This is a genomic window from Jiella sp. M17.18 (genome assembly GCF_041027365.1).
Lineage (GTDB): Bacteria > Pseudomonadota > Alphaproteobacteria > Rhizobiales > Rhizobiaceae > VKMB-3413.
Map to the genome: position 1 here is coordinate 243,175 of NZ_JBFTEH010000006.1, position 16,023 is coordinate 259,197.

Below are 16,023 nucleotides of genomic sequence, written 5' to 3' on the forward strand. Positions count from 1 at the left end.
GGCGGACGCCGCCCTCCGCGCACCTCAGCCGCGGCGGAACGTTCCGCCGGCGAGAAGCCAGGCCGGATCGAACCACGTGTCCGCCTCGCCGTCATAGGGCAAGGTGTTGATGTCCCAGTGCCGGACATATTTGGCATAGACGTCCCACACGGCCGGGCCGCCGCCGATATAGACGACGCGATCGGGAAAGCGGCCGAGCACCTCCTCCGGATCGTCCGAGGAATGGATCTCGACGAGCGTGCGGTCGCTGCGGACGAAGTCGGGAAAGGAGGCGATCGTCTTCGGCCCGGCGATGAGGACGTGGCCGCGGGTGATCTCGAAGAAGCGCTCGACATCCTCGGTGAAGACCCGCTCCGGCCGTCCCTCCCAGGGCATGCCGCCATCGAGTCCGAGCTGTCCGCTCCGTCCGATCGCGCAGATCACCCGCACATCCGCCATGCCGATACTCCTTCATCCGATGTCGACCCGCCGCCGCGGCCGGCCCTGACGCTGGGGGCGTACATGCGCCGTACGGGGGCGGGTCGGCAAGGGACCGGCGGAGCGGACCGGCCGCTCAGGCCCCACGAAACCCCGCTTTCGCCGCGTCCTCGGCCGTCCCCTGCGGGTGCAGGAACCCGCCCGGGGCCGTTGCATTGATAAACTGCTTAAAAGATTCGTTCGCGGGAACAGTTCATAAGTCAGCCATGGATACGAACTCGATCGAACCCCTCAGCAGAACAAGCATCGTCGTGGAGTCGCCGCTGATCGTTCCGTCCCTGCTGTCGATCTCGAAATCCACCCGGGCTTTTCTGTCGCTGCTTCTTGCAGAGGCCGGCCTCCATCCAGGCCAGGACCAGCTGCTCGACCGGCTGGACATCCACAACCCCGTCAACGTCTCCACCCTCGCCGACCAGCTCGCGGTCCGGCCCTCCACCGTCTCCAAGATGCTCGACCGGCTGATCGACAAGGGACTGGTCAGGCGCACGGCGAGCAACAGCGATGCGCGCCGCACCATGGTCCAGCTGACCGCCGCCGGCGAGCAGGCGCAGGCGGAAGTCCGGTCGATCTGGCGCCGGCTCGAGACCGACCTGACCAGCACGCTGTCCGACGAAGAGGTCGAGGTGCTCGACCGCTCGCTCGTGCGGGCCGGTGACCTCCTGACCCAGCGGCTGCGCCGCCTTCGCTGACGCACGGCGCGCGGACGCCGAACGGGAGCATGACCGGGCACGTCCGGCCGGGACTTGCGGCGGAATCGATCGCCGGTCACCGCGAAGGAACGGCGATCCGGCGGGGCGGAAACGCGGCGGATATCGCGGATTAACCACGCCGATGCCGATCGACGCTTGCGGCAATTGACTCCGGTTTGCCGGCTTCATAGAGGTCCGTCGACTGACGTCCTTGCAGAGTCTTCGCGAAAGTCCCGCTTGAACAGAGGGATAGGGCGGGATGGCCGGGAAGGTCGCTCGCCCTCCGCGAGTTCCGCAGCCGCAGGCCGCCCCCGCCGCCACGAACTCCCTCGCCTCCTTGGAGTTTTCCGGCCATGACCGAGACCATCCTGATCGAAAGCGGCGGCATGTCGGCCGAGATCCTTCCGATGGGCGCGTCGATCCGCGCGCTGCGTCCGGTGGGAGTCGAGCATTCGGTCGTCCTCGGCCTCGAGGACCTCGGGCTCTACGGGCCGGGCAACAGCGACTACTTCGGCGCGACGGTCGGCCGCTTCGCCAACCGGATCGGCAAGGGCCATCTCGTGGTCGACGGCCAGACCTACGATCTCGCCGTCAACGACCCGCCCAACCATCTCCACGGCGGCCCCGGCGGCTTCTCGACCCGGCTCTGGAGCGTCGATGAGCGCCGGCCGGACGGCGTGACCCTGTCCTATACCTCCGCCGACGGCGAGGAGCACTATCCCGGCACCCTGCGCGTCACCGCCGATTTCCAGCTGTCGGGCGACGCCAACGAGCTGGCGATCAGCTATCAGGCGGAGAGCGACCGGGAGACGGTGGTGAACCTCTCCTCGCATCTCTACTTCAACCTCGCCGGCGCCGGCCCGGTGACGTCGCACCAGCTCGGTCTCGCCGCGAACCATTACCTGCCGATCGACGATGGCACGCTGCCGGACGGGCGCATCCTGTCGGTCGACGACACGCTGTTCGACTACCGCGCCGGACGCTCGCTCGACGAGCGCCCGCAGCCGCTCGACCACAATTTCTGCCTGGCGGATACCAAGGCGGGAGAGCCGCGGCTGGCCGCCCGGCTCGCCAGCGGGCAAAGCCGCATCGCCATGGAACTGCTGACGACGGAGCCGGGGTTGCAGGTCTATGACGGCGCCAAGCTCGACGGGACGTTCCGCGACCTCGCCGGCCGGCCGATCGAGGCCTTCTGGGGTCTCGCGCTGGAGCCCCAGGGCTGGCCGGACGCGCCCAACCGGGCGAACTTCCCCTCAGCGGTGCTGAGGCCCGGGGAGACCTACCGGCATCGCAGCCTCTATCGCTTCTCGCGCCTCTGAACCGGATTATTGCACTGCAACAGCCGCTCGCCCGGGCGGCATGATGCAGTCACGGCGGAGCGCGGGCCGGCATGAGCTAAATTTCACCTAAAAGCCCACGGGCCGCTATTTAAATGTCGGAATCCTGCATAAAATAAGGGCCGGCTCTTTCTCGAACCCGACTGTATCTCCCCGTGACCGACAAGCGTTCCGCGTCTCGCCGCACTGCACTGAAGCTTGGACTGGCGACCGCTCTCGCCACAGTCCTGTCCGACAGGGGATTCGGCGTTTCGCCGGCCGCCGCGCAGGATTCCAAGCCGCCGCAACAGACACCGACGGTCGGCTCGCCCGACAAGAAGTTCGACTTCGAGGCGCTGTCGGCCCTGATGAAGGATCGGGCCGGCAAGCCCTACCAGGCGCCGGGCACCACGCTGCCCGACGCGGTCCTCAACCTCTCCTACGACGAGCACCGGGCCATCCGCTTCCGCCCGGAGCATGCGCTGTGGCGTGCCGAGCCCGTCGAGTTCCATCTGCAGGCGTTCTATCCCGGCTGGATCTTCAAGGACACGACGACGATCTACATCGGGCAGAACGGCGTCTACAGCCGGCACGATTTCGACCCGTCCGACTTCGAGTACCGCCCGCCGCTCGATCCGAGCAAGTTCCAGAGCCTGAAGCTGCCGGGCGTGGCGGGATTCCGCATCCACGCGCCGATGAACCGGCCGGACTATTTCGACGAGCTGGTGACCTTCCTCGGCGCGAGCTACTTCCGCGCGCTCGGCGCCGGCACGCGCTATGGTCTGTCGGCGCGCGGCCTGGCGATCAACACGGCCACCTCCGACACGGAAGAATTCCCGCGTTTCAGCGCGTTCTACATCCAGCAGCCGGATCCGGGCGACGAGACGATCAGGATCATGGCCGAGCTCGACAGCCAGAGCCTGACCGGCGCCTATCTCTTCACCATCACGCCCGGCCACGAGACCGTGATGGAGGTGAAGACCCGGCTGTTCTTCCGCAGCGAGGTCACCCGGCTCGGCATCGCGCCTCTGACGAGCATGTATTTCTTCGGCGAGAACGACCGCCCCGCCCATGACGACTTCCGCCCGGAAGTCCATGACAGCGACGGCCTGTGCGTCTATCGCGACAACGGCGAGCGGCTCTGGCGCCCCTTGCGCAATCCGAAGACGCTGGCGCTGTCCTACTTCGAGGAGGTCAATCCCCGCGCCTTCGGCCTCTTGCAGCGCGACCGGATGTTCTCGCACTACGAGGACACCGAGGCGCGCTACGACCTGCGCCCGTCGCTGCTGATCGAGCCGATCGGCGACTGGGGCAAGGGCGTCGTGGAGCTGGTCGAGATCCCGTCGGATTCCGAGGCGAACGACAACATCGTCGCCTTCTGGGTGCCCGACGCGAAGCCGGCCGCCGGCAGTTCGCTGGAGCACAGCTACCGCATGCGCTGGGGCCTGGACGCGAGCCTGCCCGACCTTCTCGCGGAGGTCTCCGGCACTTATATCGGGGTCGGCGGGAACGCCGCGGACGCGACGGCCGCCACCAAGACCCGGCGCTTCGCGATCGATTTCGAAGGCGGCACGATCAGTAATTTGCCGGACGATGCAACCATCGAGCCCCTGATCGACGTTCCCAAGAATGCAAGGCTCGTCAACAGCGCGGTCTCGCGCCTGCCGAACAAAGGCTGGCGGCTGTCGCTGGAACTTGAGCGTGAGGATTCCCAGGCCGTTGAACTGCGCGTGAAACTTTCCATGCTGCAGCGCATTGTCAGCGAGACTTGGCTTTATCAGTGGACAGGCACGAAGTGATGAACACGGCTAACACGATGTCGCATGACGGCGACCAGATCAACGCCGGTGCCCTGATCGGGCGACCGGATCTTTCCGACGACGTGCTGCTCGACGCGCTGCGTCAGCGGCTGCGGGCGCGCCAGCGTCCCGAGACGGAGGCCGAAGGCATTCTCGCCGCGGCGACCATGCGGGACGAGGCGGCTTTGGCGCTGATGCAGACCCTGTCGGTTCCGGCACCGGTCGCGCATCTTTCCATGCCGACCCAGCGCCTGACCGGCCGCTCGCAGCGCCGCTGGCTGACGCTGCCCGCGATCAACGTGTCGTGGAGCCGCGGCTGATCCCGCAGAGCACTTGCTGTGCGGAGCGATGAACGTGAGGTGTGACAAAGAGTGATCGCGGTCAAACGACTGGTCTTCGCTTTGGCGTCAATCGTACTGGCGGTGATCGCGGCGGCGCTGTTCTTCGTCGTCGTGACGGTCAACGGCGTCACCTATCTTCACATCCTGCAGATCTCGCTGCTGCTGTTGTGCTGCTTCTGGCTTGCGTGGGGCTTTAACACCGCGCTGGCCGGGATCGTGCTGCGGAGCCGGGCGCCCCGCAGCATGCCGACCTCCTGGCGGGGCGACAGCCGTACCGCCGTCCTCGTCCCGGTCTATAACGAGGACGCGCACGCCGTCATCGCGCGGGTCGGGGCCATGATCGAGGGGCTGCGCAAGACCGGCCGCCTCGCCCCGTTCGATTTCCACGTCCTCAGCGACTCGACCAATCCGGCCAATGTCGAGCAGGAACGGCGGGCCTTCGACATCCTGTTGTCGGAACTCGGCGTCGCCGGCCATCTCTACTATCGCCACCGCGAAAAGAACGTCGGCCGCAAGGCCGGCAACATCGCCGACTTCGTCACCACGAGCGGCGGCGCCTACGACTACATGCTGATCCTCGACGCCGACAGCCTGATGCGGCCGGAGACGATGTCCGAGATGGTCGCCCGGATGGACGCCGACCCGGAACTCGCCCTGCTCCAGACGCAGCCGCTGATCATCGGGCGCCGCACGCTGTTCGGCCGTGCGCTGCAGTTTTCGGCCGCTTTGTTCTCGCCGATCTTCTCGCGCGGCATCGCCGCGCTGCAGGGCCGCGAGGGACCGTTCTGGGGCCATAACGCGATCATCCGCGTGCGCGCCTTCGCCGCCTGCTGCGGACTGCCGAACCTCAAGGGAAAGCCGCCCTTCGGCGGCCACATTCTCAGCCACGACTCCGTCGAGGCGGCGCTTCTGTCGCGGGCCGGCTACAAGGTGCGCGTCGACCCGGATCTCGGCGGCTCCTACGAGGAAGCGCCCTCCAATCTCATCGAATATGCCAAGCGCGATCGGCGCTGGTGCCAGGGGAACCTGCAGCACAGCCGCCTGGTGGTCGCGCCCGGCCTGAAGCTGTGGAGCCGGATCTCGCTGCTCGCCGGCATCATGGCCTATGTCGCCTCGCCGATCTGGCTGATGTTCCTGATCGTCAGCCTGCTCGACCCGGTACTCGCGCCGGAACCGAACTACTTCCCCGCCGGGTCGCTATTCCCGGTGTTTCCGCGGCCGGAGACCAACAAGGCGCTGCTGCTCCTGTTCGGCATCTTCGTGCTGCTTCTCCTGCCGAAGACGCTGATCACGCTCGGCAGCGCACTGACGCGGCGCAGCGGCAAGTTCGGCGGCTCCGGCCGCGTGATCGCCGGAGCGCTGGCCGAACTCGTGATGACGAGCATCCTCGCCCCGGTGATGATGATGTTCCAGTCGAAGGCGGTGGGCGAGATCCTGATCGGCGCCGATGCCGGCTGGCCGGCGACCGACCGCGAGGACGGCAGCCTGCCGCTCGGGACGGCCTGGCGCGCCAGCTGGTGGATGGTGCTCGCCGGCGCGATCGTCCTGTTCGCCACGGAAGAATACGCCCCGGACCTCATCGCCTGGACGCTGCCGATCGCGATCCCGCTGGTGGCGGCGCCGCTGCTGATCACCATGAGCGGCAGTCCTGCGCTCGGCGACTGGTTCCGCCGGATCGGCCTGTTCGCGACGCCGTTCGAGACTGACCCGGAGCTTGTAATCCGGGACGCCGCGGTCTGGCGCCAGCGTCTTGCAGCCCTGGATCGCACGCCCGGTCCTCAGAATGCCACGATTTCGGATGCAAGCGTCGTGCCGGATCCTGCTTAAGGCCGCGAGTCGCTCATGTCCTCCGTCGCACATTCTCCCGTGGCCACAGGCCGCGATCACCGCGTCGATTTCTGGCGCGGCGTCGCCCTGTCGATGATCTTCATCAACCACATCCCCGGGAATCTCTGGGAGAACTTCACCTCGCGCAATTTCGGGTTCTCCGACGCGGCGGAGCTGTTCGTCTTTCTCGCCGGATTCGCCTCGGCCTATGCCTACGGCCGGCAGTTCGTCGCCGGGCAGCGGCTCGTTGCCAGCCTGAAGGCCTGGCGGCGCGCCGGCTCGCTCTATCTCGTCCAGATGATGCTGACGCTGGTGGCGCTCGGGATCTTCTGCTGGGGCGTGCTCGCCTTCGGCCGCGGCGACCTCCTGCACACCATCGGCCTCGACGCCTTCGTCGACACGCCCGTCCAGATGATGGTCGGCCTCGCGACGCTCGGGCACCAGCTCGGCTATGTGAACATCCTGCCGATGTACACGATGATGCTGCTGATGCTGCCGGCGCTCCTGTTCCTCGCGCGCATCGACCTCAGGCTGATGCTCGGCGCTTCGGTGACGCTGTGGCTTCTCGCCGCAGGCTTCGACATCGACATGCCGGCCTATCCGCTGCCGGGTGGCTGGTTCTTCAATCCCTTCTCTTGGCAGCTGGTGTTCGCGATCGGCCTCACCTGCGGCTTCCGCCGCATCAAACTCGGCCGGGCGGTGCCCTATCGTCCCTGGCTGATGGCGCTCGCGATCGGCTATGCCTTCCTCGCGTTCCTGACGATCCGCTGCAATCTGTGGTCCTGGTGGGGTAGCCTCGACCTGCCCGTCATGATCGCCGGCTTCGACAAGACCTATGTCAGCCTGCCGCGCCTCCTGCATCTCTTGGCGGTCGTCTACATCTTCGCCAATGCCGCGCCGACCTCGGTCTTCTCCAACATCTCGAAGGACAATCTCTTCGCCATGCTCGGCCGCCATTCGCTGCCGGTCTTCGCGATGGGCACGATCCTGGCGCTGTTCGGCCAGGTGCTGAAGTTCGGCAAGCCGCAGAACTTCCTCGAGGACACGCTGCTGATCGGCTCGGGCCTCGTGCTGCAGTTCGCCCTCGCGCGCTATCTCGAATGGTGGAACAAGGCCAAGCAGGCGAAGATCCAGCCGACAGCCGGACGCACGAGCCCGGTTCCCGCGACCTATGGCGCGCACGCGCCGGCATTCGCCGGGCGGACGATCCGGCGCCTTTGACGAGAGACGGGACGCGAGGCGCGGCGATTTGCAGCACTTCGCAGTCTCGGGAAGTGTAGCCGAAGACCTCAGGCGCTGCGGCGGCAGAAGACAGTGTTCTATTGCGCCGCAGCACGAACACAGGCGGCGCTGCCACGCTCCTGACGCATTTCCCTCTTGCGCAGACCTCCGATTCACCTTCTAAATTTGGTGAGTCACTCGCCAAGGCGAGTCGAATGGGGGGGAAGCCATGACGACTGCGACATTATCAGGCTCTGGCTCGGGGGGCGGCTGGCTGTCGCGCAGCCAGACCGTGGCCAAGCCGAGCTTCAACCGCTGGATGGTGCCACCGGCGGCGCTGTGCATCCATCTGTGCATCGGTATGGCCTACGGCTTCTCGGTTTTCTGGCTGCCGATGAGCCACATGGTGGCCAATGCGGACCCGGCAGCGTGCCAGAACATCGGCTTTCTCGCCGAGCTGACGACGACGAGCTGCAACTGGAGCGTCCCGGCCGAGACGCATGTCTTCGAGACCTTCATCGCGGTGCTGGGCATCGCGGCGGCGATCTGGGGCGGCTGGCTGGAACATGCCGGCCCGCGCAAGGCCGGCTTCATCGCCGCGCTCTGCTGGGGCGGCGGCCTCGTCATCGGCGGCATCGGCGTGTCGATCCACCAGCTCTGGCTGTTCTATCTCGGCTGCGGCCTCATCGGCGGCGTCGGCCAGGGCCTCGGCTACATCACGCCGGTCTCGACGCTGATCAAGTGGTTCCCGGACCGGCGCGGCCTCGCCACCGGCTTCGCCATCATGGGCTATGGCGGCGGTGCGATGATCGGCGCGCCGCTCGCCGTTTGGCTGATGAGCCGTTTCGGCAGCGCCGGACAGCCGAATGCCGCCGCCGCGCTCATCATCCTCGGCATCATCTACTTCGTCGTCATGTCGATCGGCGCCTTCAGCTTCCGCGTTCCGCCGGTGGGCTGGTATCCGGAGGGCTACACGCCGCCCCGGCAAACCGGCAAGGCGATGATCACCCACCGCCACGTCCATCTGAACGAAGCGACGAAGACGCCGCAGTTCTGGCTGATCTGGCTGGTCCTCTGCCTCAACGTGACCGCCGGCATCGGCGTCATCTCGATGGCCAGCCCGATGCTGCAGGACGTGTTCGGCACGCATCTGATCCGGGGTGACGGCGCCGGGCTCTCACCCGAGGCGCAGAAGGCGGCGATCGTCGCGGCCGCCGCGGGCCTGGTCGGCCTGATCAGCCTGTTCAACAGCCTCGGCCGTATCTTCTGGGCCTCGCTGTCGGACAAGATCGGGCGCAAGAACACCTATTTCTGCTTCTTCATCCTCGGCATCATCCTCTACGTGCTGCTGCCGACCTGGGGCCACCTCCTGATCCCGGCGCTGTTCGTCCTGTCGATCTGCATCATCCTGTCGATGTATGGCGGCGGCTTCTCGACGGTGCCGGCCTATCTCGCCGACATCTTCGGCACCCAGATGGTCGGCGCGATCCACGGCCGCCTGCTCACCGCCTGGTCGGTCGCCGGCGTCCTCGGCCCGGTGATCATCGCCAGCATCCGGCAGTACCAGCTGGACAGCGGCGTTCCGCACGCGCTGGTCTACGACCGCACGCTCTACATCATGGCCGGCCTTCTCTTCCTCGGCCTGATCTGCAACGCGCTGGTGCGGCCGGTCGCCGAGAAGCACTACATGACCGACGAGGAGCTGGCGCGCGAACGGGCTCTGCAGAAGGAAGACACGCCGGAGGCCGGGGCCCAGGCCGCGGCCCGGGGCAAGTTCGGCATCGTCGGGATCATCTTCTGGATCGCGATCGGCGTGCCCTTCCTGATCGGCGTCTGGATCGCCCTTGCCAAGGGTGCGGCCCTGCTGTGACGCTGGGCCTGAGCAATCGCCAGCGGAGAGGGACGCCGAGCGGCGCCCCTTTCCTTCTTCGGCCGCATCCGGCAGCGGCGGGAGGATCGGCTTCCCGCTCCGGTTGACGCTGGGGATGAAGCCTCTTGCCGGAATTCAGGCGCGATCCATGTGACGTGCCGTTGGGGGATGTGCGGCGCCGAAATGGGCCGCGAGGAACCTCAGAGACCGACTGCCGCTTCGCCGGCAGCCAGCCGCCGAGGCTCGACTGACTGGGAGACATCCCCCCAACATCGTTAGGGAGGAATGCTCAATGAACCGGTACATGACCAGCCCGATCAGCCGTCGGTCGGTTTTGAAGACAGGCGCGGCCGTCGGCTTGTCGACCATCATCATGCCCGAGATCAGCTGGGGCGCGGACGAGACGCCGGTGAAGATCGGCGCGATCGACCCGCAGACCGGCACCTATGCCGCGCTCGGCGGCAACCAGCTGCGCGGCGCCAGCATGGCCGTCGACGAGATCAACAAGAAGGGTGGCATCCTCGGCCGTCCCGTCCAGCTGATCGCGGAGGACAGCCAGGGCCTGCCCGGCCCCGCCGTCAGCAAGGCGCAGAAGCTCGTCGACCAGCAGAAGGTCGACTTCCTGATCGGCTCGGTCAGTTCGGCGGTGTCGGAATCGCTCAGCCAGTTCGCCGAGCAGAACAACAAGCTGTTCATCGATTCCGGCGGACATGCCGACGACGTCACCGGTTCCAAGTGCCGCTGGCCGACCTTCCGCACCTGTTCGACGACCTGGATGCTGACCGCCGGCGACTTCCAGACGCTGTTCGACAAGTTCGGCAAGAAGTGGTTCTTCATCACGCCGGACTACTCCTTCGGCCACGCGCTGCAGACCGACTACGAGGCGCAGCTGAAGAAGGCGGGCGGGCAGTCCGTGGGCAACGCGCTGGCGCCGCTCGGCACGACCGACTTCTCGTCCTACCTGATCCGCGCCCAGGCCGCCAATCCGGACGTGCTGATCTGCCTGCAGGCGGGCAACGACCTGGTGAACCTCCTCAAGCAGGCGGTCCAGTTCGGTCTCGACAAGAAGATGACGGTCGGCGGCGCGATGCAGGAGCTGGAGGTGCTCGAGGCGCTGCCGCCGTCGGCGCTGATGGGCTGGTGGACCTTCGAGTGGTACTGGGACCAGCCGAACGTCCCGCACGTGAAGGAGTTCGTCGAGGCCTACAAGCAGCGCGCCGGCGGCAAGGTGCCGACCGCCCGCTCCTGGTTCGGCTATGCCTCGGCCCATGCCATCGCCCTCGCGGCGAACGAGGCGAAGTCCCTCGACGCGATGAAGGTGTCGAAGGCGCTCGCCGGACTCGAACTGCCGCCCGAGGTGGCGCTGCAGCCGGGCAAGGCGACCTACCGGGCCGACGATCATCAGATGATCGCCAACATGTTCCCCGGCTACGTCAAGAAGGACGCCAAATACCCCGACATGTTCCAGGTCGCCGACGTGGTGCCGGGCGAGAAGATCGCCCTGTCGCCTGCCGAAGCCGGCTGCAAGATGAGCTATCCCAGCTGAGCAGACGCTGGAACGGCGCGTGCAAGGAACCGGCCGACCCGCCGGTTCCCTGTCGCGCGCCGTTCCCCTCCCCCTGGCGCTTCGGCGAACGACGTGACGTGACACCGTGGAACTCCTGCTTTTCTACAGCCTCTTCAACGGGGTAATCATCGGCATCTTCTACGCGATGATGGCGCTCGGCCTCTCGCTCATCCTGGGCCTCAACGGGGTGATCAACTTCGCCCACGGCACTTTCATGGCGCTGGGCGGCTATCTCGCCTTCACCATCGAGCCCTATGTCGGCTTCTGGGGCAGCCTGTTTCTCGCGCCGCTCCTCGCCGTCGTCTTCGGCATCGCGACCGAGCGCCTGCTCATCCGGCCTCTCTACGGGCGCGATCCCCTGTTCTCGCTGCTCCTGACCTTCGGTTTGGCGATGATCATGGAGGATCTGATCCGCACGATCTGGGGCGCGGTGGGCGTGCCCTTCGCGATCCCCGGCTATCTGAACGCGCCGCTCAGCAACTCGATGTTCTTCCTCACCGGCTACCGCATCGCGCTGATCCTGATCACCGTGCTGGTCGCCGGCGCGCTGTTCGCGGCGCTGCGCTACAGCCGGATCGGCATCCGCATCCGCGCCGGCAACGCCGATCTCGAGACGATCTCCTCGCTCGGCGTCAACATCCTGTTCCTGCGCGCGGCGAACTTCGGCATCGGCATCTACCTCGCCGGCATCGCCGGGATCCTCGCCGCCGGCCAGCTCGGTCTCTCGCCCTCGATCGGCGCCTCGCTGATCATGCCGGCCTTCGTCGCGATCATCGTCGGCGGGGTCGGGAGCCTGGCAGGATCGGTGCTGGGTGGCCTCATCATCGGCATCGCCTCCGGCGTCACCGCCGCCTTCTTCCCCGCCGCGCAGGAGGTGGTGATCTACGTCATCATGGCCATCGTGCTGATCGTCCGGCCGCGCGGGCTGCTCGGCCAGGAGGGGCTCTTCGAATGAACACCGCAACCGACACGACCGCCGTCTCGATGCCCGCACGCCGCACGATCGGCGGGCGCGAGATCGCCGCGGTGCTGATCTGGCTGGGGCTGCTGCTCGCGCCGCTCTGGCTGCCGGCGCTCGGCGGCTACATGAACCTCGCCTCGCGGGTGCTGATCTATGCCATGGTCGCGACCGGGCTGAACCTCCTCCTCGGCTATACCGGCGGATTGTCCTTCGGGCACGCGGCCTATTTCGGCCTCGGCGCCTACGGCACCGGCCTGTTCCTGATCCATGTCAGCAACTCGCTGCCGCTGGCGATCCTCGCCGGCACGCTCCTCGGCGGCCTCGCCGGAATCCTCGTCGGACCGATGGTGATGCGCCGCAAGGGCATCTACTTCTCGATGATCACCATCGCCTTCGGCCAGATGTTCTACTTCATCGCGGTGCGCTGGAATTCGCTGACCGGCGGCGAGGACGGGCTGACCGGCTTTTCGCGCGTGCCGCTGCATTTCGGCTCGACCACGGTCGACCTCGGCGCGACCAACTTCTACTACCTCGTCCTCGGCCTCTTCGCGCTGGTGATGCTCATCGTATGGCAGATCCTGCGCTCGCCGATGGGCCATACCTTCGTCGCGACGCGCGAGAACCCCATGCGGCTGCGCTTCCTGGGCGTCGCGGTGGACCGGCAGATCTGGGCCGCCTTCGCGATCTCCACCTTCATCGCGGCGCTGGCGGGCAGCCTCAACGCGCTGCTGACCAGCTTCGCCTCGCCGGACAATCTCGGCTGGCAGCTCTCCGGCTCCTTCGTGGTGATCTGCGTGCTCGGGGGCATGCGCAGCTTCTGGGGGCCGTTCCTCGGCGCCATCATCTATGTCGCCGCGCAGGACTACCTGTCCTCGGCCACGCAGAACTGGATGACCTTCATCGGCCTCATCTTCGTGCTCGCCGTCCTGTTCTTCCCCGACGGCCTGCTCGGCTTCCTGAAGGGGAGGACGCGGTCATGAGCCTCTTGGAACTGACCAAGGTCGGACGCAGATTCGGCGCGATCCAGGCGCTCGACGACATCTCGCTGACGGTCGAGGAAGGCGAGCTGCGCGCCATCATCGGCCCGAACGGTGCGGGCAAGACGACGCTCTTCAACCTGATCAGCGGCTCCTTCCCTCCGAGCGAGGGCCAGATCCGCTTCGACGGCCAGCCGATCACCGCGGTCAATCCCGACACGCTGGTGCGGCGAGGCATCATCCGCACCTTCCAGATCACCCAGGTGTTCCTCTCCCTCAGCGTCTATCAGAACCTGCGCGTGGCGGTGGAAACCGCTATGGGGCTGCAGCTGCGCCCCTGGATCTCGCGCCGCACGCGCGCCGAGGTGGAGGCGAAGGTCGAGGAGCTCGTCGCGGTGACGCGGCTCGGCAACAAGCTCGACCGGATCGTCGGCGAGATGTCCCATGGCGACCAGCGCGTCGTCGAGATCGGCATCGCGCTGTCGCGCCATCCGCGGCTCCTGCTCCTCGACGAGCCGACCGCCGGCATGGGCGAGGAGGAGACCCACCACATGACGGACCTGATCCGCCGGCTGAACGGGGACCAGGGCATCACCATCGTGTTCGTCGAACACGACATGGCGATCGTCTTCGGCATCGCCGACCGGATCACGGTGCTCGACAACGGCACGATGCTGGCCGAGGGCACTGCGGACGAGATCGCCGCCAATCCTCGGGTCCAGGCGGCCTATCTCGGCTCCGAGCTGGAGGAGACCGCGGCATGAGCCTCGTCCTCGAAGCCGAGAACCTGCAGACCTATTACGGCAAGAGCCACATCCTGCACGGGGTGTCGCTGAAGGTGGGCGAGGGAGAACTCGTCGCGCTGCTCGGCCGCAACGGCGCCGGCAAGACGACGACCATGCGCTCGATCATGGGGCTGACCCGTCCGCGCGAGGGCTCGATCCGGCTCTTCGGCAAGGAGATGGTCCGTGCGCCCTCCTTCCGCATCGCCGGAGCGGGGGTGGGCTACGTGCCGGAGGGGCGCAAGATCTTCGGGCATATGAGCGTCCACGAGAACCTGCTCGTCCCGAGCGAGACGAGCGGGCCCTGGACGGTCCAGAGCATCTACGGCCTGTTCCCCCGCCTGGCGGAACGGCGCAACAGCAAGGGCGGCCGGCTGTCCGGCGGCGAGCAGGAGATGCTGGCGATCGCCCGCGCCCTGCTCCTCAACCCCAAGCTCCTGATCCTCGACGAGCCGTCGCAGGGCCTCGCGCCGGTGATCGTGCAGGAGGTGATGCGCACGATCGGCCGGATGAAGGCCGAGGGCATGTCGATCCTGCTCGTGGAGCAGAACGCCAAGCTGGCGCTGCGGCTGGCCGACAGGGCCTATGCCCTGTCGGATGGCGAAGTGGTCTATGACGGCTCCGCCGCGGCGCTCGCCGCCGATACCTCACGCATGGAGCAGCTGGCCGGGGCGGGGCACGTCGCCTGAGCCGGCCTACTTCATCGTCGGGATCGAGAACTCCGCCCCGTCCTTGATGCCCGAGGGCCAGCGGCTGGTGACGGTCTTCGTGCGCGTATAGAAGCGGAAGCCGTCGGCGCCGTGCTGGTTGAGGTCGCCGAAGCCCGACGCCTTCCAGCCGCCGAAGGTGTAGTAGCTGAGCGGCACCGGGATCGGCACGTTGACGCCGACCATGCCGATGTTGATGCGGGACGCGAAGTCGCGCGCGGCGTCGCCGTCTCTCGTGAAGATCGCGACGCCGTTGCCGTATTCGTGGCTCATCGGCAGGTCGAGCGCCGTCTCGTAATCCTTCGCCCGCGCGACCGAGAGGACCGGTCCGAAGATCTCGGTCTTGTAGATGTCCATCTCCTTGGTCACGTGGTCGAACAGGCAGGCGCCGACAAAGAAGCCGTCCTCATAGCCCTGCATCTTGAAGCCGCGCCCGTCGACGACGAGCTTCGCACCCTCCTCGATGCCGCGGTCGACGAGGCTGAGGACGCGCTTCTGCGCCTCGCGGGTGACCAGCGGGCCGAAGTCGACATCGTCGCCGGCCGTATAGGGGCCGATCTTCAGCGCCTCGACCTTGGGGATCAGCTTCTCGACCAGCCGGTCCGCCGTCTCCTCGCCGACGGGAACCGCCACCGAGACCGCCATGCAGCGCTCGCCCGCCGCGCCGTAGCCGGCGCCGATCAGCGCGTCGACCGCCTTGTCCATATCGGCGTCCGGCATGATGATCATGTGGTTCTTGGCGCCGCCGAAGCACTGGACGCGCTTGCCGTTGGAACAGCCGCGGCCGTAGATGTACTTCGCGATCGCCGTCGAGCCGACGAAGCCGATGGCCTGGATGTCCGGATCGTCGAGGATCGCGTCCACTGCGCCCTTGTCGCCGTTGACGACGTTGAGGATGCCGGCCGGCGCGCCCGCCTCCAGCATCAGCTCGGCGAGCATCAGCGGCACGGTCGGGTCGCGCTCGGACGGCTTGAGGATGAAGGCGTTGCCGGCGGCGATTGCCGGGCAGAACTTCCACATCGGGATCATCGCCGGGAAGTTGAACGGCGTGATGCCCGCGACGACGCCGAGGGGCTGGCGGATCGAATAGATGTCGATGCCGGGGCCGGCCCCTTCCGAGAATTCGCCCTTCATCATCTGCGGCGCGCCGATGCAGAACTCGGCGACCTCGAGGCCGCGCTGCACGTCGCCCTTGGCGTCGGGGAAGGTCTTGCCGTGCTCCTTCGACAGGGCTTCGGCGAGCTTGTCCATGTCGCGGTTGAGAAGCTCGACGAACTTCATCATCACGCGGGCGCGGCGCTGCGGATTGGTCGCGGCCCAGGCCGGCTGCGCGTCCCTGGCGTTCTCGACCGCCGCGCGCAGCTCCTCGCCCGAGGCCAGCGCGACGCGCGCCTGCACCTCGCCGGTCGCCGGATTGAAGACGTCGGCGAAGCGCCCGCTGGTGCCGGCAACGCGCTTGCCGCCGATAAAATGACCGATGTCCTGCATG

At 67.0% G+C, this 16,023-nt stretch carries 14 protein-coding genes; 12 read left to right on the plus strand and 2 right to left on the minus strand.

The features are described from left to right. Positions 1–24 precede the first annotated feature (24 nt). The gene (locus tag AB5S17_RS13575) at positions 25–438 is read right to left on the minus strand and encodes a dihydrofolate reductase (RefSeq protein ID WP_369240190.1); all 414 of its coding nucleotides are present in this window, start codon (positions 436–438) and stop codon (positions 25–27) included. 245 nt (positions 439–683) lie between these two features. On the opposite strand from AB5S17_RS13575, the gene AB5S17_RS13580 reads away from it, so the two are divergent. The 12 genes from AB5S17_RS13580 (at position 684) to AB5S17_RS13635 (ending at position 14,516) form a co-directional block, all read left to right on the plus strand. Continuing rightward, the gene (locus AB5S17_RS13580) at positions 684–1,166 is read left to right on the plus strand and encodes a MarR family winged helix-turn-helix transcriptional regulator (protein ID WP_369240192.1); all 483 of its coding nucleotides are present in this window, start codon (positions 684–686) and stop codon (positions 1,164–1,166) included. Positions 1,167–1,519: 353 nt separating this feature from the next. Next, the gene (locus tag AB5S17_RS13585; protein ID WP_369240194.1) at positions 1,520–2,485 is read left to right on the plus strand and encodes an aldose epimerase family protein; all 966 of its coding nucleotides are present in this window, start codon (positions 1,520–1,522) and stop codon (positions 2,483–2,485) included. A 173-nt stretch (positions 2,486–2,658) separates the two neighbouring features. Next, positions 2,659–4,281, plus strand: a complete 1,623-nt coding sequence (locus AB5S17_RS13590) for a glucan biosynthesis protein (protein WP_369240196.1) — start codon at positions 2,659–2,661, stop codon at positions 4,279–4,281. Further along, on the plus strand, positions 4,281–4,601 hold the full coding sequence (locus AB5S17_RS13595; protein ID WP_369240198.1) for a hypothetical protein: 321 nt from the start codon (positions 4,281–4,283) through the stop codon (positions 4,599–4,601). The genes AB5S17_RS13590 and AB5S17_RS13595 overlap by 1 nt, the downstream gene beginning before the upstream one ends. A gap of 51 nt (positions 4,602–4,652) precedes the next feature. Next, a complete protein-coding gene (gene mdoH, locus AB5S17_RS13600; protein ID WP_369240200.1) occupies positions 4,653–6,449 on the plus strand; it encodes a glucans biosynthesis glucosyltransferase MdoH in 1,797 nt (598 codons plus the stop codon). 39 nt (positions 6,450–6,488) lie between these two features. Beyond that, positions 6,489–7,670 carry an OpgC family protein gene (locus AB5S17_RS13605; protein WP_369240202.1) on the plus strand — a complete coding sequence of 394 codons (1,182 nt, stop codon included), beginning with the start codon at positions 6,489–6,491 and terminating at the stop codon, positions 7,668–7,670. Between the two features lie 229 nt (positions 7,671–7,899). Beyond that, complete coding sequence (locus AB5S17_RS13610; RefSeq protein WP_369240204.1) at positions 7,900–9,540, plus strand: OFA family MFS transporter; 1,641 nt, start codon at positions 7,900–7,902, stop codon at positions 9,538–9,540. Between the two features lie 292 nt (positions 9,541–9,832). Beyond that, entirely contained in the window at positions 9,833–11,086 is a 1,254-nt protein-coding gene (locus AB5S17_RS13615) for an ABC transporter substrate-binding protein (protein ID WP_369240206.1), read from the plus strand. Positions 11,087–11,192: 106 nt separating this feature from the next. After that, positions 11,193–12,062 carry a branched-chain amino acid ABC transporter permease gene (locus AB5S17_RS13620; RefSeq protein ID WP_369240208.1) on the plus strand — a complete coding sequence of 290 codons (870 nt, stop codon included), beginning with the start codon at positions 11,193–11,195 and terminating at the stop codon, positions 12,060–12,062. Then, positions 12,059–13,048, plus strand: coding sequence for a branched-chain amino acid ABC transporter permease (locus AB5S17_RS13625; protein ID WP_369240210.1), 990 nt, complete (start codon positions 12,059–12,061; stop codon positions 13,046–13,048). The genes AB5S17_RS13620 and AB5S17_RS13625 overlap by 4 nt, the downstream gene beginning before the upstream one ends. Further along, a complete protein-coding gene (locus AB5S17_RS13630) occupies positions 13,045–13,809 on the plus strand; it encodes an ABC transporter ATP-binding protein (protein ID WP_369240212.1) in 765 nt (254 codons plus the stop codon). The genes AB5S17_RS13625 and AB5S17_RS13630 overlap by 4 nt, the downstream gene beginning before the upstream one ends. After that, a complete protein-coding gene (locus AB5S17_RS13635) occupies positions 13,806–14,516 on the plus strand; it encodes an ABC transporter ATP-binding protein (RefSeq protein ID WP_369240214.1) in 711 nt (236 codons plus the stop codon). The genes AB5S17_RS13630 and AB5S17_RS13635 overlap by 4 nt, the downstream gene beginning before the upstream one ends. A gap of 6 nt (positions 14,517–14,522) precedes the next feature. On the opposite strand, the gene AB5S17_RS13640 is transcribed toward AB5S17_RS13635, so the two are convergent. Further along, complete coding sequence (locus AB5S17_RS13640) at positions 14,523–16,022, minus strand: CoA-acylating methylmalonate-semialdehyde dehydrogenase (protein ID WP_369240216.1); 1,500 nt, start codon at positions 16,020–16,022, stop codon at positions 14,523–14,525. Between the last annotated feature and the right edge of the window lies 1 nt (position 16,023).